We start from the raw sequence: 24,812 nt of genomic DNA on the forward strand, positions 1-24,812 counted from the left end.
GAGGTAAAAGGGAGCGCATGACCGAACGCTCCCGACTCATTCCGCTCATCGTTGCCTGCCCGCTCTTTCTGCAAAATCTCGATACATCGATCATGGCGACGGCGCTGCCGTCCATCGCCCGCTCGCTCGATGTCGAAGCGCTGCATCTCAATCTCGCCATCACGTCTTATCTGCTGAGCCTCGCGGTGTTCCTGCCCGCGAGCGGCTGGCTGGCCGACCGCTTCGGGCCGCGCCGCGTGTTCTGCGGCGCCATCGTGTGCTTCTCGCTCGGCTCGGCGCTCTGCGGACTCGCGCAGTCGCTGCCGCAACTCGTGCTGTTCCGCGTGCTGCAGGGGATGGGCGGCGCGATGATGGTGCCAGTAGGGCGCTTGATCCTGCTCAGAAGCGTGCCGAGTGCGCGCATGGTTGCCGCGATGGTCTGGTTCACCGTGCCGGGCGCGTTCGGGCGGCTGGCAGGACCGCTGTTCGGCGGGCTCATCGTCACGATCGCATCGTGGCGCTGGATCTTTTTGTTGAATATCCCGTTCGGCGTGCTCGGCGTGACGCTCGCGTTGATCTTCATCGACGGCGAATACGAGCCGCTCGTCGAACGCTTCGATGTCGTCGGCTTCGTGCTGCTGTCGACGGGGCTGGTCGGGATGGTCGGCGGGCTCGACACGGTCGGGCGCGGGCTCGTGCCGCATGCGGTGACGCTCGCGTTCATCGGTGCCGGCGCGCTGTCGTTGCTCGCTTACGTGCTCTACGGACGTGCCCGCGAACGCACGATCATCGATCTGGGCATCCTGCGCTACAAGGCGTACCGGACGGCCGTGGTCGGCGGCATGCCGCTGCGCATCGCGATCGGCGCGTCACCGTTTTTGTTGCCGTTGATGCTGCAGCTCGGGTTCGGGCTGTCGCCGCTGCAATCGGGGTCGCTCTCGGTTGCGACGGCCATCGGCTCGCTCAGCGTGCGCACCGTGATGACCACCGCGATTCGCCGCATCGGCTTTCGCACGCTGTTGATCGGCGCGACGTTCACGACGAGTGTCTTCTATGCGTGCTACGGCCTGTTTCGGCCGACGACCCCGCATTTTCTGATCTTCGTCGTCCTGCTGTTCGGCGGCCTCTTCAATTCGCTCGCGATGGTGACGCTCAACACGCTCGGCTATTCCGACATGCCGAAGCCGAAGATGAGCCGCGCCACGGCGCTCTCGAGCATGATGCAGCAGTTGTCGGTGAGCTTGGGCGTCGCGTTCGGTGCGTCGCTCGTCGCGCTGACCGCGCATCTGCACGGCGGCAGCACGGCGCATCTCGCCGCGCGCGACTTCTCGCCGGCGTTCGTCGTGGTCGGTGCGATGACGCTGTGGTCGCTCATGTTCTTCGTGCGGCTTTCGCATGGGGAGGGCGCGGAGCTTCGGCGGATTTAAGGCGCTCGAACGCTAGGGCCCGTGATGGGCGCGAACAGGAACAGAGCGCTCGATGCGTCACGGGCCCGTGCGCGTCGCGAGGAATTCCCCTTCGAGACGCCACGCCGTCGCACCCGGGGCGAGCGCGTCGCCGATCCAGTGAAACGAGTCCGGCGTGATCTCGGTGAAGCGCCAGCGCGTCGCGGTGCCGTCTGCACGCGTGCCCAATTGCACGATGTCGTTGCTTTCGCGGCGCCCGATCTGCTCTTCGCGATGGCCGTTCACAGGATTGGTCCAAGTGATGCGCCAGGCGCGCAGCGCAGGGTCCCAGACGCGCTGCGTCGTGCCGTACATGTTCCAGGCCGGATCGGGCGGAGCGGTGCGCGCGCCGCGCGCGGGCATGATCCAGACGTCCTGGATCGCGCGGCCCTCCAGCACCCAGCCGAAATGCGCTTCGCCCGTCAGCCGCGCGGCGGGGACTTCGCCGCGATAGTGCAGGACGTCGAGCTTCCAGCTGCCGACCAGCCAGCCGTAGAGATCGTCGGCGGCGTCGATTTCGGCGCTGCGCTCGGGTGTGCCGAGTGCCGAAAGGAAGGCGCGCGGCAAGCCGTTGTCGTCGAGATTCATCACCAGTTCTCCATGATGGGTGAATAGCACAGGCAGCCGGTAAGGCGGCCGGCGATGTGATAAAACCATCGTAGGCACGGATGGGAGGCAAATCTTGGGGAAAATTGCGGCCGATCTGGAACGGGCGCTCGCGCGCCGCGAAGCGGAGGGCGTCAAGGGCGCCGTGACGCCGCGCGTGCTGGCGAGCGGCGCGGGCTGGTCCGTCGACGACGTGCTGTGCACGAGCGGCCCGCACGACAAGCCGTTCGAGGAGCGCCACGGGCAGGTTTGCGTCGCGATGGTGACGGCGGGCGCGTTCGAATACCGCTCGCCCGCCGGGGCAGGGCTGATGACGCCCGGCGCGGTCATGCTCGGCAATGCGGGGACATGCTTCGAATGCGGTCACCGGCACCATGCGGGCGACCGCTGCGTGGCCTTTCGCTACACGCCGGGCTACTTCGAACAGATTGCGGCGGACGCGGGTATTCGCAGCCGGGAGGCCAGCTTCGCCGCCGTGCGCATTCCGCCGCTGCGCCCACTCGCGCCGCTGATCGCGGCCGCGTGCGCGGGCGTCATGTCGGCGAGCTCCGTTGCCTGGGACGAGCTGGCGCTGGCCGTGGCCGGACAAGCCTTGCGGCTCTCGGCCGGCATGCCGGCAACCGATGCGCGCGGCGTGCCCGAGACGGCGCTCGCGCGTATCGCGCCGATACTGCGTCTGATCGACAGCGCGCCCGATGACGCTTTGAATGTGGAACGGCTGGCGCAACACGCGGGTTTGAGCCCGTACCACTTCCTACGGACGTTCGAGCGCGTGACGGGTGTCACGCCGCATCAATACCTGCTGCGTGCGCGCTTGCGCGCGGCGGCGCAACGGCTGGCGCAGGAGCACACAAAGATCGTCGATATCGCGCTCGATTGCGGCTTCAACGATGTATCGAATTTCAATCACGCATTTCGCGCGGAGTTTGGCGCGAGTCCGCGCGCGTATCGCGTGCGGATGCGGGGCTAGGCTCGGCACCGCGATGTGCATCCCCGTGCTGTCTCGTGCGCTCGCCGTCCGTCTACTGATCTGCGCGGCATGTGCGGCTGCGCTCTCGTGTTGCCCGGCGGCGCTGGCTCAGTCCGCCTCGGCTCCAGGCAACCCCGCGCCGTTCACGATCGAATCCGATGTGCATGTGTTCGTCGTGCAGCACGACGGCACCCTCGAAGAGCATGACGACTCGACGCTGCGCGCCAACACGACAGCCGGCGTCGACGCCATCGCCGAGCGTTACGTCTGGTTCAACAAGGACACCGAGAAAGTCGATTTGCTGACCGCCGAATCGATCGATCCGGACGGCCGCGCGCACCCGGTCGGCCCGGAGGCGATACGCGACGTGCAGGAGCCGCGCTCGGCAGGCGCGCCGATCTTCGAGGACGGCGTGCTGCGTACGGTGATCTTTCCCGGCGTCGAGCCCGGTTGGCGCGTGCATCTCGTATTCGCGAAGAAGCGCCTGAAGCCGGTGCAGGCGGGCATGTTCGAGTATTTCGACGAGCCGACGCGCGATCCCGTGGAGCACCAGGCGCTCATCTTCGACCTGCCCGCCGACATGCCGCTCTATGCCGATGCGCGCGGCTACGCCGCGCTCGGGCCGGTGACGGCGAACGGGCGCACGCGCTACGCGTTCGAGTACAGCCACGGGCCCTATGCGTCGATCGAAAACGGCGCGGTGGGGTACACGGACTACGGCGACCGGCTGATGGTCTCGACGGTGCCCGATTTTGCCGCGTTTGCCGCGCGCTACGGCCAAGCGTCGGTGGACCCGAGCGCGAGCGATCCGGCCGTCGTGCGCTTTGCGCAGGCGCTCACGGCGAAGGCCCCGGACGCGCGCACGAAGGCGCGCGTGCTCTACGACTGGATGCGCGCGAATGTGCGCTACGTCGCGCTCTTTCTGGGCGAAACGGCCGCGATGCCGCACCGCGTGACCGACATCCTGCGCAACCGCTATGGCGACTGCAAGGACCACGTCGCGCTTTACGGCGCGCTGCTCGCCGCGGTGGGGATACGGAGCGAGCCGGCGCTGATCGGGCTGGGGCCCGTCTATTCGCTGCCGTCGGTGCCCGGCTACGGGGCAACGGCAATCAATCACGTGATCGTATGGATTCCTGAGTTAAAGGTCTTTGCGGATACGACCGCGGGCGGCACCGAGTTCGGCTATCTGCCGCCGATCCTGATGGACCGTCCGGCGCTCTTCGTCGACGAGGGCGTCCTTGCGCGCACGCCGGCCACGGAGCCGCGCGAGCGCACCGCGCGCCTGCAGATCGGCATCGACGACAGCGGCGACGCGCGCTACGCGTACCGCGTCGAAGACTCGGGCTGGACCGCCGAACTCGAGCGCAACATGTTCCGCCGCGCGACCGGGCAGCGCGTGCAGCAGATCGCCTTCGACCGTTTGAAGCAGACCGGCCTGCAAGGCACCGCGCGTCTCGATACGGACGATGTCGCGGCGACGGGTGGCCCGTTCTCGGTCTCGATGACGGGCACGCTCGAACACGTCGTGTGGCCGACGGGCATGACGGCGGTGCCCGCGTTATCGAGCTTGTCGGGGGGCATCGCGACACAGGTCCAGAGCTGGCTCGCCGAACCGGTGCGCACGCAACCGTATGTCTGCATCGGCGGCGAGTTCGACGAGACGGGGCACATGGTGTTGCCCGCGAACGTGCAGATGGTGGGCTTGCCCAACGACCTCGCGGTGCACGACGCGTTCTACGATTACGACTCGCACTACGTGTTCGATCCGTCGACAAGAGCCGTGCAGATCACGCGCCGGTTGCGCGCACGATTCGGAAAGCAGGTGTGCTCGCCGCAGGAGTATGAAGCGATGCGCGGGACGCTGGTGAAGATCGAGCGGGATGCGTTGGCGCAGGTGGTTGTTCGGGGCGATTCGAAGTGAGGTCCGGTTTACGGCGGCTAACCTCTATACAGGTCGTTCTTCCGCACATTCAGATCACGGAGCGGGTGTGTAGACAAAGCTGCCATGAGGCCCGGCGCCTCCGAGATGAAAGAGATAGCGGCTGACGAGTCGCGCGGCAACAGCAGCGGCGTCGTGTGCCCCATGATCGGCGTCGCCTATTTCCACGAATTCCATGCCGACGATATCGAAAGTGCTTAGTAACTGCTCAAAGCAGGCCAGCAACCGGTAGAAGCTGAGACCGCCCAACACGGGCGTGGTGGTTTGAGGGAAGTCTGCGTGGCTAAGCGCGTCAACGTCAAAACTTATAAACCAAGGCAGAGAGCGGTCCATCTGCGCAAGCAGTCGTCCATAACCTTGTGTTTCCGCCTCAAAAGCAGAGAGCGATTGAATCTTGGTGTCCGCTTCACAGCGAAGATTGAGCGTCGGCTGATGGAAGAAGTCGCGGACGCCGACCTGCCAGATCGATGCGACGTGCTTCATCCGGCGTATCCAGTGCATGACATTGGCATGATTCAACTCTGCATCGCACGGTGCGCCCATAGCGTATAGGTCGGGATGAGCATCAAATTGCAGCACACCCAAGTGCGGGTAGCGGTCCGCCAATGCGTCGATGCTGTAGAAGGCTTGGGCGTGGTCACCGCCTAGCACGATCGGTCTTCCACCGGACTCGACGATACGGCGGCAAACATAGCGCAGACGCTCGCCTACGTCTTGCGCGCTGTCCATGCTCGGACGAAATGACACGTCACCTAGATCGAAAAGACGCAGGTTCTTCGTATGCAGTATGGCCCCGAAGTCTAGATCGATCACCACGCCCTGGCCGTCTCCGCCCAGTGGATGCCTCAAGCTCTGCGCCAACTGTGACCGTACCCGTTGTCCGCCTGCCGCGACTGAGACGCTACTATTGGCAGTGGTTTGGATTGGGGCGTGCAGCAATACGGCGTCGCCGGCACACAGCGTTTCTATGTCGAACACGCTTAAGGGTTGGCCTGCAGGTTGCGCCGTTGGCACGCAAAGTCCACCTATGAGTGCGGGACTGGCATCTTCCGGCAGAACGAAATGGTATTTCACAAGCGCTTCAAAGATCACGGTCCCTACGGCTTTCACGAGGGTCTCCCGCGCGAAGCTGGGTTCTATGCTCAAGCGTTCCAGCCGCGCGCCAATTTCCCGCGCGAATCGCAGGCGCTTGGTCCCGAACGGAGCGCTAATCTCGACCCGGCTGGCGTCGATCGGCATGGAGCGCAGTGCCGGATGCACGCGATATCGACTTCCCGTCTCTACGCTCATGCCATCTCCCTTTCGAGCCACGGCAGCAGTGCAAGGTGTCCCTGCTCGCGGGCACGTGCGGCTACGGAGCCGACGATGTCAGGCGACGCGAAATTGCGTGTCAATCCAATCGTAGGTCCTTCGTTGACGACTTCGTGCCACCAAGTGGCAGGAATAAAAAGCAGGTCGCCTTTAGCGACCTCGAGGTAACGCCACGCGCCGCGATTGCGGCGGGTTGCGAGCACATGCCGCGCGCTTTTCCGTTGCGCATCGTAATCGTCATCGCAGGGTGTAGGTGGATGCAGCGCGAGACGCTTTTTACCCTCGATTACTGTCAGCCAGGCGTGGGTGTTCAGCACATCATGGTGCAGGGCGGTGCCTGAGCCCTCAGCACCGATGAAGACCCAAAGGAGCGGCTTGAAAATCCGCTCAGGAATGCCCTGCAGTCGATCCTGAGAAATGGTAATCGGCTCTGGGAAGTCGCGTAGCATGTCAGGACGCTGCTCAAAAAAGCGCCATCCTGCGGCGTATAAGCGGGACATCCGCCAGTTGCCCCCTTTTTGCAAGGCCTGCACATAGTGGCTTACCCTCACCTCAAGCGATGGGTTGCCGGCGGCGTCGCTCAACTCCAAATGTTCGTTCCGCATGGCAGCGAAGAAGTCCCAGCTCCAGCGCCGCTGGGCGGACCAACTCAGTGAGGCGCCTCCAAGCAGCACGGGCTCCGTTAGCGACAAAGAATTCAAGCTTCGGCTCCATGAGAGAGGGACCGGTCGACCGACGCCGCCTGAGCGGGCTCTTCGGGATCACTCTGAAGAAGATGTCGATACAGACTGCTGCGTTTCATCAACTCGCATGGGGTTCCGGTATCGACGATTTGCCCGTGATCCATGATCAAGACCAAGTCAAAGCGATTGAGCGTCGCTACACGATGGGAAACGACGATGACAGTCCGTCTTGGCATCTCGTTGACCAAATGTTCAAGAATGCGTGCCTCGGAGATGGCGTCCACCGACGACGTTGCCTCGTCGAAGATCAGAAGCGGAGTGTTCTTAAGCAGTGCTCGAGCAATGCTCAGCCGCTGCCGCTCGCCCGTGGACAAGGCGGCTCCGCGCTCACCAACCAAGGTGTCGGACCCGTTCGCTAATCCGTCCACTAATGCTCGGGCTTGCGCTAGCGTCAGCGCCCGCGTTATGGCGTCGGAACTGGCGCTTTGGGGGCCGTAGGCCACGTTTTCGAGCACGCTTCGATTGAACATCAACGCCGACTGTTGTGCTTCGCTGGCCGCGCTGTGCAGATCGGTCGACGAGAGCGAGGATATCGGCACGCCGTGCAGTTCGACGTCACCCGAATCGGGTGTTACGTCACCACGCAGGACGGCTAGCAGCGTGGACTTTCCGGAGCCTGACGGGCCGACGATCCCTACTTTCATGCCCGGCTCGATGCAAAGGCTGACGTTGCGCAGCACCGGTGTTGTTCCGTAGCTGGTGCAGACTTGGGACATCATGACACGGCCCGGCATCGACAGGCGTGGCGCGAACGCGTTCGGCGCGATATCGACGGGGATGGCCGAAAGCTCCCGTAGGCTCGAGCGCAACACACCGAGAGCGTCGAATAAGTCCACGAAGTGGAATGCCACCGACTCGAAGTGCCATGAAAGCGAGATGATCAAGGAGCACACCGTGATCAACTGTGGCAGGCTCAACTGCCCCTGGGAATACTGATGCGCTGTGTAGCCGGCAACCAAAACACCGAACAACCATTTGTATGCGGTCTCGATCAGCAGCACGAAAACCCAATAGCTGCGCACCCGGCGACAGGCATAGAGGTCTTTTCGCAGCTCTCCGCCAAAGCGCTCTCGCTCGGAAAGCTGGGCGAGAAAACTCCTGATGAGGGGCACGTTCGTCACGATCTCCGCCAGCTCGGCGATTACCTTGGCATGTGCATCGCTTGCGTCCTCGACGATGTTCATGCCGGTGTACGCCATGTAGCTGGAGAACAAGAGCGCCGTCAGCATCCAGATCCCTGCAGTCAACGCCAACGGCGTGGACACACCGAGTAGTACCAGGGTCGCCAGCAGCGTGACCGAAGCAAGCTTGACAATCATTTCCGTCACCGACCCAACGACGCTTTGCAGGCTATTCGAAGCCAACTCAACGCGCTCGACCAGGTTCCCGACTGCGCTTTCGGCCAAGGCTGCGGGCCGGGCATGCATCAGGCGCGTCGTCAAATGGTCGGTGACGCCGATGCGCAAGTTCTGACTCGAGTAAAGCAAAGCCAGGCTGTTTAGCGCCTGCAGAAGCGGCGCGACCATCCAAAATGCTATTAGCGTGACTAACATCAGCGTGACTTGCTGTGCGTGGCCGAGGAGTGCTTGTTCGGTCAGGCCGCCAAGCACATACGACTGACCGAGGTGACACATGGCGCCAAGCATAGTGGCCGCAACCATCACAAGCGTGCTTGTCGGCGCGCAGGCGCCGATCGCGGTGCCGATGTAGCGCCATGTGTGAGCGCACGAGACTTCAAGCTGTATCGGCCGCGGTCGGGCTAGGGAAAGGGACGCTAGCCGTGCCAGAGTGTGCGTCCAAGCGGTTTGGAGAAGATTTCGCATAGAAGACTTCAGAGCGGCTCAATGGTCAATCCACCAAGACGAGAAACGGATTGGACAAGTTCAACAACCGCAGCGCATTGAATCGTGCCAGCCACGCGCTGCCTTAAACTTTCGAAAGGAAGGCGTTCGGCACCGTTCAGCATCTCGCAGAGGGCGGCAAACAGGGCGTTAGGGCGACCCCAGATCAGGCGTCGCCTTACGAGCAGGGCCGCCCGGTTCGCAAGACGTGTATGCAGCAAGGGCCAGCCCGAGTGGGCGCGCAATGCGCTGTTGCGCAGCACGGCTTCATCGTAAGACGCTCTCGCTACAGTACTCAGTTCCGGTGGGGTGATGAGGTAGTTGTTGCTACGCACCGCCATTCGCCTCAGTTCGGCCAACTCCTGTAAGGTGACTGACTGATTAGCGACCGCCGCGAATGACTTGGCATTGGGCGCGAACAGCCGCAGACCTTCCGCGCACTCCAGCATTGGGTCATCGGGAAACAGCGTTAGCCCGAGCGTTGTTGAAAACTCTCGGGTCTGAAGTACGTGAAAGTCTCCCATTGGGATGAAGAGCAAGTCGCCTGGCTGCAACTCATAGCGCAGCGCGTGCGGAAGTAGGAGCGAGTAGTCAGTAGTGGACAGCGTGCCGCCTGTGAGCTCAAAGTAACGCTGGCGCGGCCAGATATAAGCAGTCTTGCTTGCTGGACCTAAATGCCAGAGCAGGGACTGATCGACGTCGTCATGCACGCCGAATGGCGTATAGCCGTAGTTTCCAAAAAACGCATAGAAATCTGCCCCGCATGCAGGGGGCGCGCCGAGCGCATCGAACAGGGGTATGAGCACCTCTTGCCGCATAAGCTCGGTGAATTGCGGGCACCAGCCGCTCAGTCCATTGAGTGTCGTGCAATATTCCGCGCTTTCGTTGGCAGTTGCGAGACGCTGGTCAAGCGTTAGATCGGTCCGGTTCGCTAATGCGACAAGCGCGTCAGTTATTGTGTAACGCTGTCCGCCTTGCACCCAAGCTCGAACGCGAGGTAGTTCTTGCGGTGAGAAGCGCGTAAACATACGACTCACCGCGTTTAGCATGCGCACATGGCCTGGCATCGCGGCAACCAGTCGTACTGGCCGTGTCAGGCCTTTCGATTCGGCCACCAGTCGGCTTGCCCAACCTGGAATTATTTCCATATGATGCTCCTCCTATTTTCACCGGCAACGGGGGCTCCATCATTGCTGGGCGGTTGCAGAGATTGGCAGCACGCCGCCGAGTCGGCGAAGCTGGACTAATATGCCCAACAGCGCTTCCAAAGAGACGTTTCCCTTCAACGATGAATACAAATCACGTGCGCTGAACGGCGTGTGCGGGATGGCCTCGAGCAAGGTTGTACCTACCGCGCCGCGCCTAAGACGAATGTGGTTGCCACGCGCAAACACCAAGAGGTCGTCACCGACCTCCACCGTGTTAAGTGGGAAATCGGGATCGCGAATCCAGCCGGCATCGGGTGTGACCGTGTCCTTCTCATGACAGGTGTAGGAATAGCGCAGCCAGCGCCGACTTGCGGTCGGTGCCCCGTGCTCGATCCGGATGCGTCGAAGCCATTCGGCCATCGTGTCACCAGCGGCCTCGGCGCGCGCGATGATCTGACTAACGTTTCCTCGCAGACGCTGCTCGGTAATGGCGTGTTGCAGCATCTGCTGGCTCACCTTCTCGTCGGTGTATTTCGATATGGCGAACGCTATGCCGATGGAAAAACCATCGGTATTGCCGATGTGGTACCAGTGTGGAGGGAGCAAGAAGACATCTCCAGATTCAATCGAAAAGGTTTGGCCATGAGGTGTCAGAAGTTCCGGATTGAAGCAATTCTTGCGCGGACCGTTTAGCCGATGGAACGCACTTCTGCTGAACAGCGTCATCGCTTTGGTGGTCGGGCCCGCATGAAAGTGGACGACCGACGTATACGGATCGTCTATGTGAATCCCGAAGGGCGTATAGCCGTAGTTGCCGATGAACAGAGTGACTTCAATCATACTTCGCCAATGCCCTTGCGCTTCGACGACTGGCGCGAAAACCCGGGCTGCCATGCGCGCCAACGGATCCGACCATTGCTCCGCCCCGTTGACGACTATTCCGAACTTGCGGCCGCCGGTGACGCGCGACATAAAGTGCGGGAAGTTCTCGCCTGAGTCCGGCGAATTGAGCAGAACCTCGTTCTCGTACTTGGGGCTCAGCATGCCGTCGATGTACACGCGAAACCATCCGTTGATGGCTCGCTCGGCTTCCGTCGCCATGCCGGCAAAGAGATCGAAGAACAGCGCGTCATTGAATAGGGATGGGTCGAACACGTGCTTCAGTAACAGAGGATCCATCACGTGAGGGGACTTGACCGGATCGTATTCGGCGGTCGCGACGGCGGCTTCGTGGGCGCGGATGTGTGAAATCAGCGGCTGCACACGCCTGATGGTGTCGGCAGAGATTGGAACGTTGGGGTGTTTCACATCGAACATTATTGACGCTCTATTAATACGGAATGCGAAACGAATAGGGCGGCTGAGCCGCCCGGTGAAGATCACGAAAACAATGGATTACCGGCGGATGTGGCGTACGGGGCGAACCAGCGAGATCTGAGGCGTGTCTTCGACGACCTCCAGGCCGAATTGCTCAGCGCCGGCCTCCGGTTGGTTAGCTTCAACGTTCTCGATTTCCTTCTTCTCGAATTCATTTTGCATGAGTTTCTCCGGTCTAGAGAGGGGCAAAAGAAAAAACTTCACGTGTGCAGCCACTTTCTCCTTGCCAATGCGGTAGGCATGGAGATTCGATGCATCAAAGATGCTGGAGCTCCGCCAACATTTTGCTAACGAAGCCATTTCATACTAACTACAGAGGTTGTGGCTCGTCAATGATTATTCGTTAGGAATCCATGTTGATAGGTAGCGTCATCAGATTCGCACAACCTGCTTAACTTTAATTAATTCGCATATCAGTATAAAGAGGCGAGAATGGACTGTCCCAATGGACATTGAAATTTTCGTCAGGGGCTGTCCCCGGTGGGGGATGGATTTGTGTCGCACGTTATCGAGGGCAGATGTCGGTTGTGGCGTTGGCAAACGAGCTGCGATGCCGCACCGCGTGACCGACATCCTGCGCAACCGCTATGGCGACTGCAAGGACTACGTCGCGCTTTACGGCGCGCTGCTCGCCGCGGTGGGGATACGGAGCGAACCGGCGCTGATCGGGCTGGGGCCCGTCTATTCGCTGCCGTCGGTGCCCGGCTACGGGGCAACGGCAATCAATCACGTGATCGTATGGATTCCTGAGTTAAAGGTCTTTGCGGATACGACCGCGGGCGGCACCGAGTTCGGCTATCTGCCGCCGATCCTGATGGACCGCCCGGCGCTCCTCGTCGACGAGGGCGTCCTCACACCCGCGGCCTGAACAAGCCGTCCTACCGAGGCCGTGTCAAATCACATTGCGCTCGACGAGCGGCCGTCCCTGCAGCACCCGCTCGAACCCCAGCGCCGATAGATCGAGCGTGACGAATCGGCCGTGCAGGATGAGCTCGGCGACGCCGCGCCCCGTCGCCGGCCCTTGCTGCAACCCGTGCCCGGTGAAGCCGTTGGCGAACACGCAGTTCTCGACATCGGGGTGATAGCCGATGATCGCGTTCTGGTCGAACACGTTGTACTCGTAGTAGCCGGACCACGCGTTCTGTATCCGCAGCGCTTCGAATTGCGGCACGCGGTGCGCGAGCGCGGGCCAGATCTTGTCGTCGAAGATCGTGTAGTCGACGTCGTCGAGCGGCAGATCGTCGGGGTCGGGACCGGAGGAAGGGGAGGCGCCGCACAGGAACGTCTTGCCTTCGGGGCGGAAATAAACGCCCGTCGGGTCGATCACGAGCGGGCACTTGTCGAGCTTCGCGGGCGAGCTCACGTTGAAGATGCTGCGGCGCCGCGCGTACACGGGCAAGTCGATGCCGACCATCTCGGCAATGCGCCGCGCCCACGGCCCGGCGGCATCGACGAGCACGTCGCAATCGAACGTCTGCCCCTGCTTGGTCAGCACTTGCTGAACGCGCTGTCCGTCGCGACGCACGCTCGCCACTTCCGCGGCTACATAGCGCGCCCCTAGCGCCTGCGACTTCTTTCGCAAGCCCTGCACGAGCCCGTAGCCGTCGAACCAGCCTTCGCCGGAGACGCCATAGGTGCCCGCCACGAGATCGTCGGTGTTGAGCCACGGAAACGCCGCTTGCAATGCGTCGCGCGGCATGTACCGGATCTGCGCGCCGAGCGAGGTCTGCAGCGCATGGTTCTCACGCAGGATCGACTCGCCGGCGGCGGTGGCGAGAAAGAGATAGCCGCCCTCGTGCAATTCGATCGACGGTTTGTCTTCGCCGATGGCGAGCCGCTCGCCGATCGAGCGCAGAAACTCGATGCCGAACAGCGACATCTGGACCGACAGCGCGGTGGAAAACTGCTGCCGTATCGACGCCGCCGACAGTGCCGACGATGCGCGCGCATAGGTGGGATCGCGCTCGATCACGGTCACGTCGACGGTCGCGTCGGCCGAGCGCAGAAAATACGCGATCGAGCTGCCGATCACGCCGCCGCCTACGATGACGACTTTCGAAGTCATACGGACTCCGCCAAAAGAAAACACGACGCCCGAAGGCGCCGTGTGCCGATCACGACGACGGCGTCCGCTTCATCGATCGGACGCCGGCCGCACCGCGCGGCTCACTCGGCCGTTGCGGTGCGGAACCGCTCAGGTCAAGTCGCGCTCTTCGTCACGATCGTAACCCATTGGCCGTCTTTCACCTGATAGAGCGTCGACAAACCGCTCTTCAACGATCCGTCCGCATTGAACGAGATGTGTCCCGTGATGCCTTCGAAATCGATCTTCTTGAGGTACGGGCGATAGGCGTCGGGCGAGGTCGAGTTCGCGGCCTGCATGGCCTTGATCGCGGCCCACGCGGCGTCGTAGCCGAACGGCGCGTACGACAGCACATCGACGCCGAAGCGCTTCTTGAAGCGCTCGGCGAAGGTCTTGCCTGCAGGCAGCTCGTCGAGCGGACGCCCGTATTCCCACGCCATCGCGCCGCTGGCCGCGTCGCCCGCGAGCTTGATGAATTCGGCATCCTTTACGCCGCCGCCGCCCAGGAATTGCGCGGTCATGCCGAGCGCTTTCATCTTCTTCACGACGCCCGCGGCCTGCGTGTCGAGGCCGCCGAAGAAGATCAGGTCGGCGTTGGCCGACTTGATCTTCGTGAGCTGGGTGGAGAAGTCGACCGCCTGGTTGTTGGTGTACTCGCGCGCGACGATCGTGCCGCCGTGCGCCTTCACCGCTTTCTCGAACTCGTCGGCTTCGCCCTGGCCGAACGCGGTGCGGTCGTCGATGATCGCGATGCGCTTGGCCTTCGTGATGTCGACGGCGTAGGCGCCCGCGTTGCCCGCGTTCTGCGCATCGTTCGAGATCACCATGAACACGTTGGCGAGGCCGCGGCCGCTGATCGTCGGGTTCGTGGCGGCGGGGTCGATCATCGGGATGCCAGCCTTGTCGTAGATCGGCGAGGCGGGCAGCGTCGTGCCCGAGTTGAAGTGGCCGACCACCACGGCGACGTTCTGGTCGACGAGCTTCTGCGCGGCCTGGACGCCCGCGCGCGGGTCGGCCTGGTCGTCTTCGGCGACGAGCTGGAAGCTCGGCGCTTTGCCGTCGATCAGGATCTTCTGCGCCTTGGCGTCTTCGAGCGCGAGCTGCACGCCGTTTTGCAAGTCTTTGCCGTAGCCGGCGTTGGCGCCGGTGAGCGGCGCGGCATAGCCGATCTTGATGACGGCGTCCTGCGCGTAAGCGGCGAGGGGTGCTGCGGCAAGCAGGGTGCTGAAAGCGGCAGCGGCAATAGCGTATGGCTGAAACGTCTTGCGAAGGCTCATGTTTTTCTCTCGGTTGTCGAACTGGAGGAAAAATCTCACGTGTGCCACCTCTGCTGAACGGCTTGTTCAATGGCAAGCCACAACGTCATTCGAAGCGGTCACATGGCGCGAATATAGAAAGCCAATATGGGCCCGTCTTGACTGTTCGCAGCGTCCGGCATGCGCATTTCGGCATAGGCGAAAAACGCGCGGCAGTAGGGGTAATACTGAGGAAAGGCTGGTCGGGCGGGCGCGCGGGGAAGTCCGCGTGCGCGAGTGGCGCGCGCTGTACCGAGTGGTCCCGGCACAGCGCGGCAAGAGCATGTGTCAGTGTTCGTGCTGCAATTGGGCAAGCGTGTCGCGCAGTGCGACGAGCGGCGCTTTGGTTTCGTCGTCGGCCCAATGATCGAGATCGTCGAGTGCGCGCTCGCAGCCGTCGAGCAACACGTCGAAGTCGATCGGCACGCCGTTCGCGAGCGCGAAGCGGATTATTTCCGCAAAGCGTTCGCACTCGTCGTCGCCGTACGAGATGTCGAGATTCTCCGCGATGATCGCGGCGATGTTGCTGCGTGCGCGGTCGTCTTCGTCGACCATGTCGACGATGCCGCGCGCAACCGCAGGCGAGTAATACAGTGCGATGTCGAGCCAATGCGCGGCGTCGAAATCGGGCTCGCCGAGCTGCGCCTCGAAGTATTCGATGCCTTCCTGTTCGTGTGCTTCGTCCGCATCGATAGTGATGCATAACTGCTCGAAATATTCTTCCCGCTCGCTGCGGATGTTGCCGCCCATCTGATCCTCGTTGGCTGGTGATTCGATAGCGCCGTTCGGTGCGCAACGGATTATAGGCGGTCGGAACGCGGCAAACGAAAGACGAAGCGGGAACCGAGGGCAACGATTCACAGCGATTCGCATCGGCGCGTAATACGAGGTAAGGAAACGCTTAATCGGCCCGCTGGCCTTGGCGGCATGCGGCTGCACGAACGTTCGCGCTGGAGACTTTTCTCAAGAGTTGGGATTTCCGGCCGTTATCGCGCCAGAGGATCACGAGTCCTCGAAAGCCTATTCGTCCGAAGGAACCCTCCCTCATGTTTGATTCGATCCGCTCGCGCGTGCTGGCAGCCTGTCTTGCCATTGTCGTCTGCTCGCTCGTCGCGAACGCCGCGCTCAACTACTTCGTCGTCAGCTCCTACGACAACGATTCGATCAACAACAATCTGATCGCGCTCGCCAACGGGCACGATGCGGGCATCGGCGATTGGGTCGCGTCGAAGACGGCGGCGATCGTCTCGCTCGAAGATGTCGCGCTCACCGCGGACCCGGTTCCGACGTTCAAGCAAGTCGCCGCGGCCGGCGGCTTTACGAACGTCTATGTCGGCACCGCCGACAAGGCCGCCAAGTTCTCCGATCCGACCGGCGTGCCCGCCGATTACGATCCGACCGGACGCCCGTGGTACAAGCAGGCCGCCGCAGCCGGCAAGCCGGTGGTGACGCCGCCGTATGTCGATGCGGGCTCGGGCAAGCTCGTCGTCACGTTCGCCGTGCCGATCGTGCGCGACGGCGCGCTGAAGGCGGTGGTGTCGGGCGACGTGAACATGGACAGCGTGATCGCCAACGTCAAGTCGATTCATCCGACGCCGTCGAGCTTCGGCATGCTGCTCGATGCGAGCGGGACGATTGTCGGGCATCCCGATTCGAAGCTCACGTTGAAGCCCGTCAGCGAGCTGATGCCGGACTTGAGCGTAGCGAACCTCGCATCGCTCACGACGGCGGATCATCCGCTCGAAGTGCACGTCGACGGTCGCGCGAAGCTGCTGCGCGGCCAAGCGGTGCCGGGCACCGACTGGATCACGGTCGTGGCGCTCGACGAGTCCGAGGCCACGGCCGGCATGCGCTCGTTTCTGACGACCTCGGCGATCGCGTTGATCGTCATCGTCGCGCTCGCGGCCGCCGTTGTCAGCGCGATCACCGCGACCGCGTTCAAGCGCCTCTCGCTCGTGCGCGACGCGATGGATGCGATCGGCTCGGGCACCGGCGACCTGACTCAGCGTCTACCGTCGGACGGCCGCGACGAAGTCGCGCAGATCGCGCGCTCGTTCAACACGTTCGTCGACAAACTGCACCACGTGATGCGTCAGATCCGCGATACGAGCGAATCGGTGCGCACCGCCGCCGACGAAATCGCGGCGGGCAACCTCGACCTCTCGGGCCGCACCGAAGCGGCGGCGGCGAGCCTGCAGCAGACGGCGGCGTCGATGGAAGAGATCACGTCGACGGTCACGCAATCGGCGAGCGCTGCGCGCCAGGCCAACGAGATGGCGGGCTCGGCCTCGGCGGTGGCGTCGCGCGGCGGCGAAGTCGTGTCGGAAGTGGTGAGCACGATGGGCACGATCGAGACGGCGTCGGGCAAGATCGGCGACATCATCGGCGTGATCGACGGCATCGCGTTCCAGACCAACATTCTCGCGCTCAACGCGGCCGTCGAAGCGGCGCGCGCGGGCGAGCAGGGGCGCGGCTTCGCGGTGGTCGCGGGCGAGGTGCGCAGTCTCGCGCAACGCAGCGCGCAAGCCGCCAAGGAGATCAAGTCGCTGATCGAATCGACGATCGACAGCGTCTCGTCGGGCTCGAGCCAGGTGCGGCGCGCGGGCGACACGATGACGGAAATCGTGAGCAACGTGTCGAGTGTGACGACCATCATGGCCGAGATCACGAACGCCGCCGACGAGCAGACGCGCGGGATTCAGGAAGTCAATCGCGCAGTGACGCAGCTCGACGAGATGGTGCAGCAGAACGCGGCGCTGGTGGAGGAATCGGCGGCTGCCGCATCGGCGCTGCAGACGCAGGCGGTGCAGCTTGCGGGCGCAGTGGGGCAGTTCAGGCTGGATTGAGGGCGGCGTGGCGGTGTGCCGGGCATTGAATCACTGGATCACGCCGCGTCCGTCACCCACGCCCCAAACCATTCGCTCGGCTGAGCAATTTCATTTTGCGCGGCGACGATCTCGAGCTCGTAGCGCCCCGCATCGAAGGTCGCCTTAACGACCGCGTGCACGGCCGCAAGCGTATGCTCGAACGCCGCGCGCACCGAGTCGCCAAGCAAGCGGCGCGCAACGAACACCGCGCTCGTCAGGTCGCCCACGCCCACTGGCTGCCGCGCGAACGGATAGAGCGGCCGCTGGCCCATCCACGCTTCGTTCTCGGTGACGACGAGCATGTTGAAGCGGTCAGCGAGACTGTTGCGATCGAGCAAGTGCTTCACGAGAATCACCTGCGGCCCGCGCCGGATGATTTCGCGGCACGCCTGCACCGCTTCTTCGACCGTTTCGATCTTGCGTCCCGCGAGCTTTTGCAGCTCGTTGTGGTTCGGCGCGAGACCGTCGGCCACTTCCGGCATCGTGTTGACCAGATACTGCTGAATGCCGGGCTCGACGTTGTAGCCGCCCGTCTGTCCCATCACAGGGTCGCAGAAGTACCACGCATGCGGATTGGTTGCCTTCACCGCGCGCACGATTTCGACCACCGCCTCGGCTTGCTCGGGCGAGCTGAGGAAGCCGGAGAGCACGGCGTCGCAGCGCCTGAGCACGCCGATCGCGCCGATGCCTTCGACGAGCTCTTGCATCTGCGACGCGTCGATCGCGCTGCCGGCCCAGTGGCCGTACTGCGTGTGATTCGAGAACTGGACCGTGTTGAGCGGCCAGACGTTGACGCCTAGCCGCTGCATCGGGAACACGGATGCGCCGTTGCCTGCATGGCCGAACACGACGTGCGACTGGATGCTGAGGACGTTTTTCATAATTGACTTCGCTGCGCCATGCGCGATATAGGCCCGAAGGGCGGGGCACCCTTGTGCTTGGACTGTGCCGCGGGCGGTTTGGCGATGCGGGCTTGCGCCAGGCAAACCGCTGCGATGCATCAACCGGGGGCGCCCGGAGCAGACCGTTTCGTCTAGCGGCCGCGGCCGCCAGGGACGCGCCGCACCGCCGCATACGAAAGAACAATACCTAGACTTTCGGCCGGCGCAAAGGGGCTTGGCGTCCAAATTGTTGCGCCGCGGCAGCGGATCGGCAAGCGGAAGGCGACTTTCCGGCGCGTCAGGCTGGAGCTCGGCCGCCGTCTGTGCGCGCGTCAAACGAGTTCGCGATAGAGCGCGAGATAGTGCTGCGCAGACGCGCCCCAGCCGAAGTCCTGCGCCATCGCGCGGCGCTGCACCGCCTTCCAATCCTTGCGCCGTTCATAGAGCGCGAACGCGCGCCGAATCGCCGCCGTGATCGAGACCGGTTCGAAATGGTGGAACACGAAGCCGGTGGCGAGATCGTCAGCGAGGTTTTCGAGCGACGCGTCGGCGACCGTGTCCGCCAAGCCGCCGACCCCATGCACGAGCGGGAGCGACCCGTAAGCCAGCGCGTACATCTGCGTGAGCCCGCACGGCTCGAAGCGCGACGGCACCGCGACGACGTCGCTGCCCGCGATGATCGCGTGCGCGAGCGTTTCGTCGAAGCCGAGCTGGACGGCGACCGCATCAGGATGCGCTTGCGCGACCCGCAGCAGGCCCGCTTCGAGCGCCGGTTCGCCGCTGCCGAGCACGGCGAGCTGACCGCCGCGCTTGACGATCTCGGGCAGCACTTCGAGCAGCAGGTCGAGGCCCTTTTGCTCGGTCAGCCGCGAAACGAGGCCGAAGAGCAGCGCGTCGCTTTTCTGAGCGAGCGAGAGACGCGCCTGCAACGCCGTCTTGCAGACGCCCTTCTTGGAGAGCTTGGCCGCCGTGTACGTCGCGGCGATGGTGTCGTCCTCGGCCGGACTCCACACCGCGTAATCGACGCCGTTGAGGATGCCCGTCAGCTCATGGGCGCGGCCGCGCAGCAGCCCGTCGAGCCCGGCGCCTTGCGCGACGGTGCGGATCTCGCGCGCGTAGGTCGGGCTCACGGTCGTGATGCGGTCGGCGAAGTGCAGGCCCGCTTTGAGGAACGAGAGCTGACCGTAGAACTCGACGCCGTGCATGTCGAAGAAATCTTCCGGCAGCCCGAGCTGGCCGAACAGCGCCGCCGGAAAAATCCCCTGGTACGCGAGGTTGTGCACAGTGATGACCGAGTGCGCCAGCGGCTTGCCGTGCCGGCGCTCGGCCGCTTTCAGATAGGCCGGCGCGAGCCCCGCGTGCCAGTCGTGCGCGTGCACGACGTCGGGCTTCCAGTCCGGATCGAGATGCTGGGCCATGAGCGCCGCCACCCAGCCGAGCAGCGCGAAACGCTGAGCGTTGTCGCCGTACGGCACCTGCGCGGTGTCGAGGTAGGGGCTGCCGCCGCGATCGTAGAACGAATCGGCGCGGATCACGTAGATGCCGACGTCGTTGGCGGGCAGCGTGCCGTATTCGAGGCGCACGTCTCGCGCGCCGAAGCGCGGTTCGAGCGCGGCGACCGGCGCCAGGTCCGCCAAGCCCGCGACGATCGACGGAAAGCCCGGCAGCAGTACGCGCACGTCGGCGCCGTGCTCCATCAAGGCGGGCGGCAGCGCGCCGACGACATCGGCGAGCCCTCCGGTCTTCAGCAACGGATACAGCTCGCTTGCGACGTGCAGCGCGCGAATCGTCATGGGCTTGGCTCCGCTAAGGCGTGTCCTGAGAAGGTGGCGATGAGGGGGCCGTGCCGCAGCGGCTCAACGCGCGATCCGCGCGAGCGCGTCGCTCGTGACGAGCACGATGCCGGCTTCGGTCCGGTAGAAGCGCTCGTTGTCGAGCGCCGGGTCCTCGCCGATCACCGTGCCTTCGGGAATCGCGCAGCCGCGGTCGACGACCACGCGCTTCAAGCGGCATCCCTGGCCCACCTGCACCTGCGGCAACAAGACTGCCTCATCGAGATGACAGAACGACTGCACGCGCACACTCGACGACAGCACCGTGCGCGACACCTGCGAGCCCGCGATCACGCAGCCGCCGCAGACGAGCAGATTGGTGGCGACGCCTTGCTCGCCCTTGAGGTCGCGCACGAACTTCGCAGGCGGCAACTGCTCCTGGTGCGTCCAGATCGGCCAGGTGTTGTCGTACAGATCGAGCGCCGGAATCGTCGAAGCAAGATCCAGATTGGCCGCCCAGTACGCGTCGATCGTGCCTACGTCGCGCCAATACGGCTCGACGCTCGCATCCGAGGACACGCACGACATGGAGAACGGATGCGCGATCGTGGTGCCGACGGTGACGACGCGCGGAATGATGTCCTTGCCGAAGTCGTGGTCGGTGCCGTGGCTCGCGATGTTGTCTTCGAGCAGGGAATACAGGTAGTCGGCGTTGAACACATAGATGCCCATGCTCGCGAGCGCCATGTCGGGGCGGCCCGGCATCGCGGGCGGGTCCTTCGGTTTTTCGACGAAGCCGGTCACGCGGCGCGACGCGTCGACGGCCATCACGCCGAACGCGGTCGCGTCCATGCGCGGCACCTCGATGCAGCCGACAGTGCAATCGGCTTGGCTCTCGGCGTGATCGAGCAGCATGCGCATGTAGTCCATCTTGTAGATGTGGTCGCCCGCCAGCACCACGATGTACTTCGGTCTCATCGAGCGGATGATGTCGAGGTTCTGGAACACGGCGTCGGCCGTGCCGCGATACCAGTGCGCGCCCTCGACGCGCTGCTGCGCGGGCCACAGGTCGATGAACTCGTTGAACTCGCCGCGCAGGAAGCCCCAGCCGCGCTGCAGGTGGCGCAACAGCGAATGGGCCTTGTATTGCGTCACGACGGCGATGCGGCGGATGCCCGAATTCAGGCAATTGGACAGCGCGAAATCGATGATCCGGTATTTGCCGCCGAAGTGGACGGCCGGTTTGACGCGCTTGTTGGTCAACGGGCCGAGGCGGGTGCCGCGGCCGCCCGCGAGCACGATCGCAAGCGTCTGGCGCTGGATCAGGTTGAGCCGGGGCGATGTCTCCATGTTCGTGTCTCCTTACTCGGGTCTCATTCAAAGCCGTCGTACAGGTAGCCCCCAAGGCAGCGCTTGGTCTCGATTGTTGTTTTTCACACGGATTCAAGCGTTGTAGCACCGAAACGCGCGGCGCGGGTAGTCGCGTTTTTCTGTAGACAACACGCGCCGCGATGGCGCGCTGGGGCCACCCAGTTCAGCGAAGGGCGGGGCGGCTGTCTGTGCGCGAAGACGCTTTTCGAACGATGGCCGGCCGTATCGGCACGCAGGAAAAAATATCCCGGTATTACTCGGTGCGTGTACTAAGCTATTTTTCAGACAAATAGCGACACACGGATAAGCAACAGGCGCAATGCAAACCGCATTACCGGGTTTTCATTTCTTACGGAATGAAAACCGAAAACACGCCATTTGAATTTATCTGGGGGAGACATGAAAAATAAATGGTCGCTGTTGATTTGCGTGATTTGCGTGGCGGGAATGCTGGCGGGGTGTGCGCAGTTTCCGAGCGGCGGCAGAGGCGGGCCGCTCACCGAGACGGCCGCGTGTACCGGCTCGATCAATGTGCCCTACGGGCTCGTCGAAGTGACGGACGACAGCTTGCTCAAACAAGCGGTTTATCCGGCCGGGCAAGGCGGGTTATGCGACGCGAAAGTCTTCAAGGTGCAACAGCCATTGACGGTTTATCGCGTGTGGGACGACGCCAATCAGAATTCTCAATACGGGCGCTGGTGGTCATTCAATCCGCCTGCCGGGCCGGTGAATGCTTATCGCACGGAAAATGCGATTTGCCCGGAATTCAGCGCATTGAATCGCGTGAAACAGTGCCGCTTGAAAGTCGGCGCCGAAATCGTCATCGGCCCGGGGCAGAGCATGGTGTGCAAGAGCAACGTTGCGTATCCCCAATCGGCGGTCAATCAAGTCTTCGTTCCCAACGACACGCGAGATCCGAGCCACGTGAAGCTCGCTGTCGACGACTGCCTCGCGGATGCGACCTGGCCGTGATGTGGCCATGATGCGGCTGTGACGCCGCTTACGGCGAGCGGAACCGCTCGCGGTACTGCATCGGCGTCACGCCGATGCGCTTCGTGAACACGATGCGCATGCGGTCGGGATTGCCGAAGCCGCAGTCGTAGGCAATCGCCTTGAGCGCCGCGCCGCCGCTTTCCAGCAGCTTGCGCGCGGCGTCCACGCGCGCGCGTTCGATGAATTCATGCGGCGTGATGTTCGTCTCCTGCACGAACACGCGCGCGAAGTTGCGCGCGCTCATGCCCGCCACCTTCGCGAGCTGCTGCACCGTGAAACGCTCGCCGATGTGCTGCATCACGTGCGCCTGGACTGTCGCCACGGGCGACGCGTCGTCGGCGGGGGCCGTCAAGTACGGGCTGAATTGGGACTGTCCGCCTTGCCGCTGCGCGAACACCACGAGTCGCTTGGCGACGGCGAGGGCCACCTGCGGCCCGTGATCCTCGGCGACCAGCGCGAGCGAGAGATCGATGCCGGCCGTGACGCCGGCCGAGGTCACGAGCCGCTCGTCGCGCAGATAGATCCGGTCGAAATCGACATTGGCGCGCGGAAATTGCTCGGCGAGCTGGGCCGCGTGCTGCCAGTGCGTCGTCACGTTGCGGCCGTCGAGCAGGCCCGCGTGTCCGAGCGCGAACGCGCCGGTGCAGACCGAGCCGTAGCGGTCGCAGTGCGCGGCGGCGCTCGCGAGCCAGTCGACGAGCGGCGCGTCGGGCGCCGCCTCGGGCAAGGCCGGGCCGCCTGCGATCAGCGCCAGCGAGAAATGGCGCGGGGCGCGCTCGAAGGTGTCGTCGGCGGTCAGGGTCATGCCGTTCGACGCGCGCAGCGGGCCCGCCGTGGCGGCGAGCACGGTCACCTCGTAGCGGTCCTGCGGCGCGATGAAGCCGTTGGCCTCGGCGAAGACATCCATCGGGCCCGTGACGTCGAGCGCCTGGACGCCAGGAAAGATCGCGATGGCGACGGTATGCATCGGGGCTCCTGTTCTGCGTTTGTTCTAGAGCGTGATCTGCGTGAACAGGCCGGCCCTAGGCCGCCACCAGCTCCTCGCGCACGTGCGCGGCGATCTCGAACGAGCGCAGCCGCGCGACGTGGTCGTAGATCTGCGCCGTGAGCATCAGCTCGTCGGCGCCGGTCTCGGCGATGATCGACGCGAGCCCGGCGCGCACGGTCTCGCGCGAGCCGACCACCGAATACGCGAGCGAGTGCGCGACGCTCGACAACTCCATCTCCGTGGCGTCGATCCGCTCGACGGGCGGCTGCAGCTGCCCGGGCGTGCCGCGCCGCAGGTTCACGAATTGCTGCTGCAGCGAGGTGAAGAGCCGGTGCGCCTCGGCGTCGGTCTCGGCGGCGAACAGATTGACGCCGACCATGGCATACGGCTTGGCCAGTACCGCCGACGGACGGAATTGCGCGCGATAGACCCGCAGCGCGGTAAGCAGGTGGTCGGGTGCGAAATGCGACGCGAACGCGAACGGCAGCCCGAGCGCCGCCGCCAGTTGCGCGGAGAAGAGGCTCGAACCGAGCAGCCAGATCGGCACCTCGAGCCCGGCGCCGGGCACCGCGCGCACGCGCTGCCCGGGCACGGGATGAGCAAAGTAGCGCTGCAGCTCGACGACGTCGTCCGGGAACGACTCCGCGCTGTTGACGAGATCGCGCCGCAGCGCGCGGGCGGTGGTCTGGTCGGTGCCGGGCGCGCGGCCGAGTCCGAGGTCGATGCGGCCGGGGTAGAGCGATGCGAGCGTGCCGAACTGCTCGGCGATCACGAGCGGCGCATGGTTCGGCAGCATGACGCCGCCCGAGCCGACGCGGATCGTCTTCGTGCCGCCCGCCACGTGGCCGATCACGACGGCCGTGGCCGCGCTCGCGATGCCGGTCATGTTGTGATGCTCGGCGAGCCAGTAGCGCAGGTAGCCCCAGCGTTCGGCGTGCTGCGCGAGGTCGAGCGTGTTCGCGAACGCCTGTGCGGCAGTCGCGCCGGCGGCGATCGGGGAAAGGTCGAGAACGGAAAACGGGATCATGAAGCGGGTCCGGTGGGGTTCGTGCGCCGCGGTCCGCGCGGGCGGCCGGCGTGCGGCCTGAGCGGAACGAACCCGCGGAGCGAACCCCGCGGCGCCAGGGCAGAGCTCGATTGTGCCAAAGGGCGCGCGCGCCTGCTGGCGGGCCCGGCAAGCCCATGGGCGCGGCAGGGATG

20 protein-coding genes and 1 pseudogene are annotated in these 24,812 nt (G+C 63.9%); 6 read left to right on the forward strand and 15 right to left on the reverse strand.

Features of this window, described 5'->3' with window-relative positions; translation table 11 throughout:
* The first annotated feature begins 17 nt into the window (after positions 1-17).
* Positions 18-1,406, forward strand: a complete 1,389-nt coding sequence (locus FAZ95_RS07210) for an MFS transporter (protein WP_137331819.1) — start codon at positions 18-20, stop codon at positions 1,404-1,406.
* A 57-nt stretch (positions 1,407-1,463) separates the two neighbouring features.
* On the opposite strand, the gene FAZ95_RS07215 is transcribed toward FAZ95_RS07210, so the two are convergent.
* The gene (locus tag FAZ95_RS07215; RefSeq protein WP_137331820.1) at positions 1,464-2,012 is read right to left on the reverse strand and encodes a hypothetical protein; all 549 of its coding nucleotides are present in this window, start codon (positions 2,010-2,012) and stop codon (positions 1,464-1,466) included.
* A gap of 94 nt (positions 2,013-2,106) precedes the next feature.
* Here FAZ95_RS07215 and FAZ95_RS07220 point away from each other — a divergent pair, with 94 nt between their 5' ends.
* Together FAZ95_RS07220 and FAZ95_RS07225 are read left to right on the forward strand one after the other, a co-directional pair.
* Positions 2,107-3,000, forward strand: coding sequence for a helix-turn-helix transcriptional regulator (locus FAZ95_RS07220; protein ID WP_137331821.1), 894 nt, complete (start codon positions 2,107-2,109; stop codon positions 2,998-3,000).
* Positions 3,001-3,013: 13 nt separating this feature from the next.
* Positions 3,014-4,924 carry a DUF3857 domain-containing transglutaminase family protein gene (locus FAZ95_RS07225; RefSeq protein ID WP_137331822.1) on the forward strand — a complete coding sequence of 637 codons (1,911 nt, stop codon included), beginning with the start codon at positions 3,014-3,016 and terminating at the stop codon, positions 4,922-4,924.
* Between the two features lie 54 nt (positions 4,925-4,978).
* Here FAZ95_RS07225 and FAZ95_RS07230 read toward each other — a convergent pair whose 3' ends face one another.
* From FAZ95_RS07230 to FAZ95_RS39225, 6 genes are all read right to left on the reverse strand, one after another.
* The gene (locus FAZ95_RS07230) at positions 4,979-6,232 is read right to left on the reverse strand and encodes an arginase family protein (protein ID WP_137331823.1); all 1,254 of its coding nucleotides are present in this window, start codon (positions 6,230-6,232) and stop codon (positions 4,979-4,981) included.
* Complete coding sequence (locus FAZ95_RS07235; protein ID WP_137331824.1) at positions 6,229-6,954, reverse strand: cupin-like domain-containing protein; 726 nt, start codon at positions 6,952-6,954, stop codon at positions 6,229-6,231. Before FAZ95_RS07235 ends, FAZ95_RS07230 begins: the two co-directional genes overlap by 4 nt.
* The gene (locus FAZ95_RS07240) at positions 6,951-8,657 is read right to left on the reverse strand and encodes an ABC transporter ATP-binding protein (RefSeq protein WP_175425537.1); all 1,707 of its coding nucleotides are present in this window, start codon (positions 8,655-8,657) and stop codon (positions 6,951-6,953) included. The genes FAZ95_RS07235 and FAZ95_RS07240 overlap by 4 nt, the downstream gene beginning before the upstream one ends.
* 170 nt (positions 8,658-8,827) lie before the next feature.
* Positions 8,828-9,985 (reverse strand): hypothetical protein, encoded by a 1,158-nt coding sequence (locus FAZ95_RS07245; RefSeq protein WP_137331826.1) that lies wholly within the window; start codon positions 9,983-9,985, stop codon positions 8,828-8,830.
* A 39-nt stretch (positions 9,986-10,024) separates the two neighbouring features.
* Positions 10,025-11,302, reverse strand: a complete 1,278-nt coding sequence (locus tag FAZ95_RS07250; RefSeq protein ID WP_137331827.1) for a hypothetical protein — start codon at positions 11,300-11,302, stop codon at positions 10,025-10,027.
* Positions 11,303-11,380: 78 nt separating this feature from the next.
* Positions 11,381-11,524 carry a hypothetical protein gene (locus FAZ95_RS39225; protein ID WP_175425538.1) on the reverse strand — a complete coding sequence of 48 codons (144 nt, stop codon included), beginning with the start codon at positions 11,522-11,524 and terminating at the stop codon, positions 11,381-11,383.
* A 373-nt stretch (positions 11,525-11,897) separates the two neighbouring features.
* Here FAZ95_RS39225 and FAZ95_RS07255 point away from each other — a divergent pair.
* A pseudogene (locus FAZ95_RS07255) lies at positions 11,898-12,224 on the forward strand (transglutaminase-like domain-containing protein); the annotation flags it as partial.
* A gap of 30 nt (positions 12,225-12,254) precedes the next feature.
* Here the strand turns inward: FAZ95_RS07255 and FAZ95_RS07260 are convergent.
* The 3 genes from FAZ95_RS07260 to FAZ95_RS07270 all read right to left on the reverse strand — a co-directional run bounded on the left by FAZ95_RS07260 (position 12,255) and on the right by FAZ95_RS07270 (position 15,490).
* A complete protein-coding gene (locus tag FAZ95_RS07260; RefSeq protein ID WP_137331828.1) occupies positions 12,255-13,427 on the reverse strand; it encodes an NAD(P)/FAD-dependent oxidoreductase in 1,173 nt (390 codons plus the stop codon).
* Between the two features lie 134 nt (positions 13,428-13,561).
* Complete coding sequence (locus tag FAZ95_RS07265; protein WP_137331829.1) at positions 13,562-14,722, reverse strand: branched-chain amino acid ABC transporter substrate-binding protein; 1,161 nt, start codon at positions 14,720-14,722, stop codon at positions 13,562-13,564.
* 306 nt (positions 14,723-15,028) lie between these two features.
* Positions 15,029-15,490 (reverse strand): hypothetical protein, encoded by a 462-nt coding sequence (locus FAZ95_RS07270; protein ID WP_137331830.1) that lies wholly within the window; start codon positions 15,488-15,490, stop codon positions 15,029-15,031.
* A gap of 296 nt (positions 15,491-15,786) precedes the next feature.
* Here FAZ95_RS07270 and FAZ95_RS07275 point away from each other — a divergent pair, with 296 nt between their 5' ends.
* Positions 15,787-17,586: a methyl-accepting chemotaxis protein gene (locus FAZ95_RS07275; protein WP_137331831.1), complete on the forward strand. Its 1,800-nt coding sequence runs from the start codon at positions 15,787-15,789 to the stop codon at positions 17,584-17,586.
* A gap of 38 nt (positions 17,587-17,624) precedes the next feature.
* Here FAZ95_RS07275 and pdxY read toward each other — a convergent pair whose 3' ends face one another.
* The 3 genes from pdxY to glgC form a co-directional block, all read right to left on the reverse strand.
* Positions 17,625-18,488: a pyridoxal kinase PdxY gene (gene pdxY, locus FAZ95_RS07280; RefSeq protein WP_137331832.1), complete on the reverse strand. Its 864-nt coding sequence runs from the start codon at positions 18,486-18,488 to the stop codon at positions 17,625-17,627.
* 332 nt (positions 18,489-18,820) lie between these two features.
* Complete coding sequence (gene glgA, locus FAZ95_RS07285) at positions 18,821-20,281, reverse strand: glycogen synthase GlgA (protein WP_137331833.1); 1,461 nt, start codon at positions 20,279-20,281, stop codon at positions 18,821-18,823.
* A gap of 63 nt (positions 20,282-20,344) precedes the next feature.
* Entirely contained in the window at positions 20,345-21,610 is a 1,266-nt protein-coding gene (gene glgC / locus FAZ95_RS07290; protein ID WP_137331834.1) for a glucose-1-phosphate adenylyltransferase, read from the reverse strand.
* A gap of 420 nt (positions 21,611-22,030) precedes the next feature.
* On the opposite strand from glgC, the gene FAZ95_RS07295 reads away from it, so the two are divergent.
* Positions 22,031-22,603 (forward strand): hypothetical protein, encoded by a 573-nt coding sequence (locus FAZ95_RS07295; RefSeq protein WP_137331835.1) that lies wholly within the window; start codon positions 22,031-22,033, stop codon positions 22,601-22,603.
* A 28-nt stretch (positions 22,604-22,631) separates the two neighbouring features.
* On the opposite strand, the gene FAZ95_RS07300 is transcribed toward FAZ95_RS07295, so the two are convergent.
* Together FAZ95_RS07300 and FAZ95_RS07305 are read right to left on the reverse strand one after the other, a co-directional pair.
* Positions 22,632-23,591, reverse strand: coding sequence for a GlxA family transcriptional regulator (locus tag FAZ95_RS07300; protein ID WP_137331836.1), 960 nt, complete (start codon positions 23,589-23,591; stop codon positions 22,632-22,634).
* Between the two features lie 55 nt (positions 23,592-23,646).
* A complete protein-coding gene (locus tag FAZ95_RS07305) occupies positions 23,647-24,639 on the reverse strand; it encodes an LLM class flavin-dependent oxidoreductase (protein ID WP_137331837.1) in 993 nt (330 codons plus the stop codon).
* Positions 24,640-24,812 lie beyond the last annotated feature (173 nt).

The organism is Trinickia violacea (assembly GCF_005280735.1).
Classification (GTDB): Bacteria; Pseudomonadota; Gammaproteobacteria; order Burkholderiales; family Burkholderiaceae; genus Trinickia_A; species Trinickia_A violacea.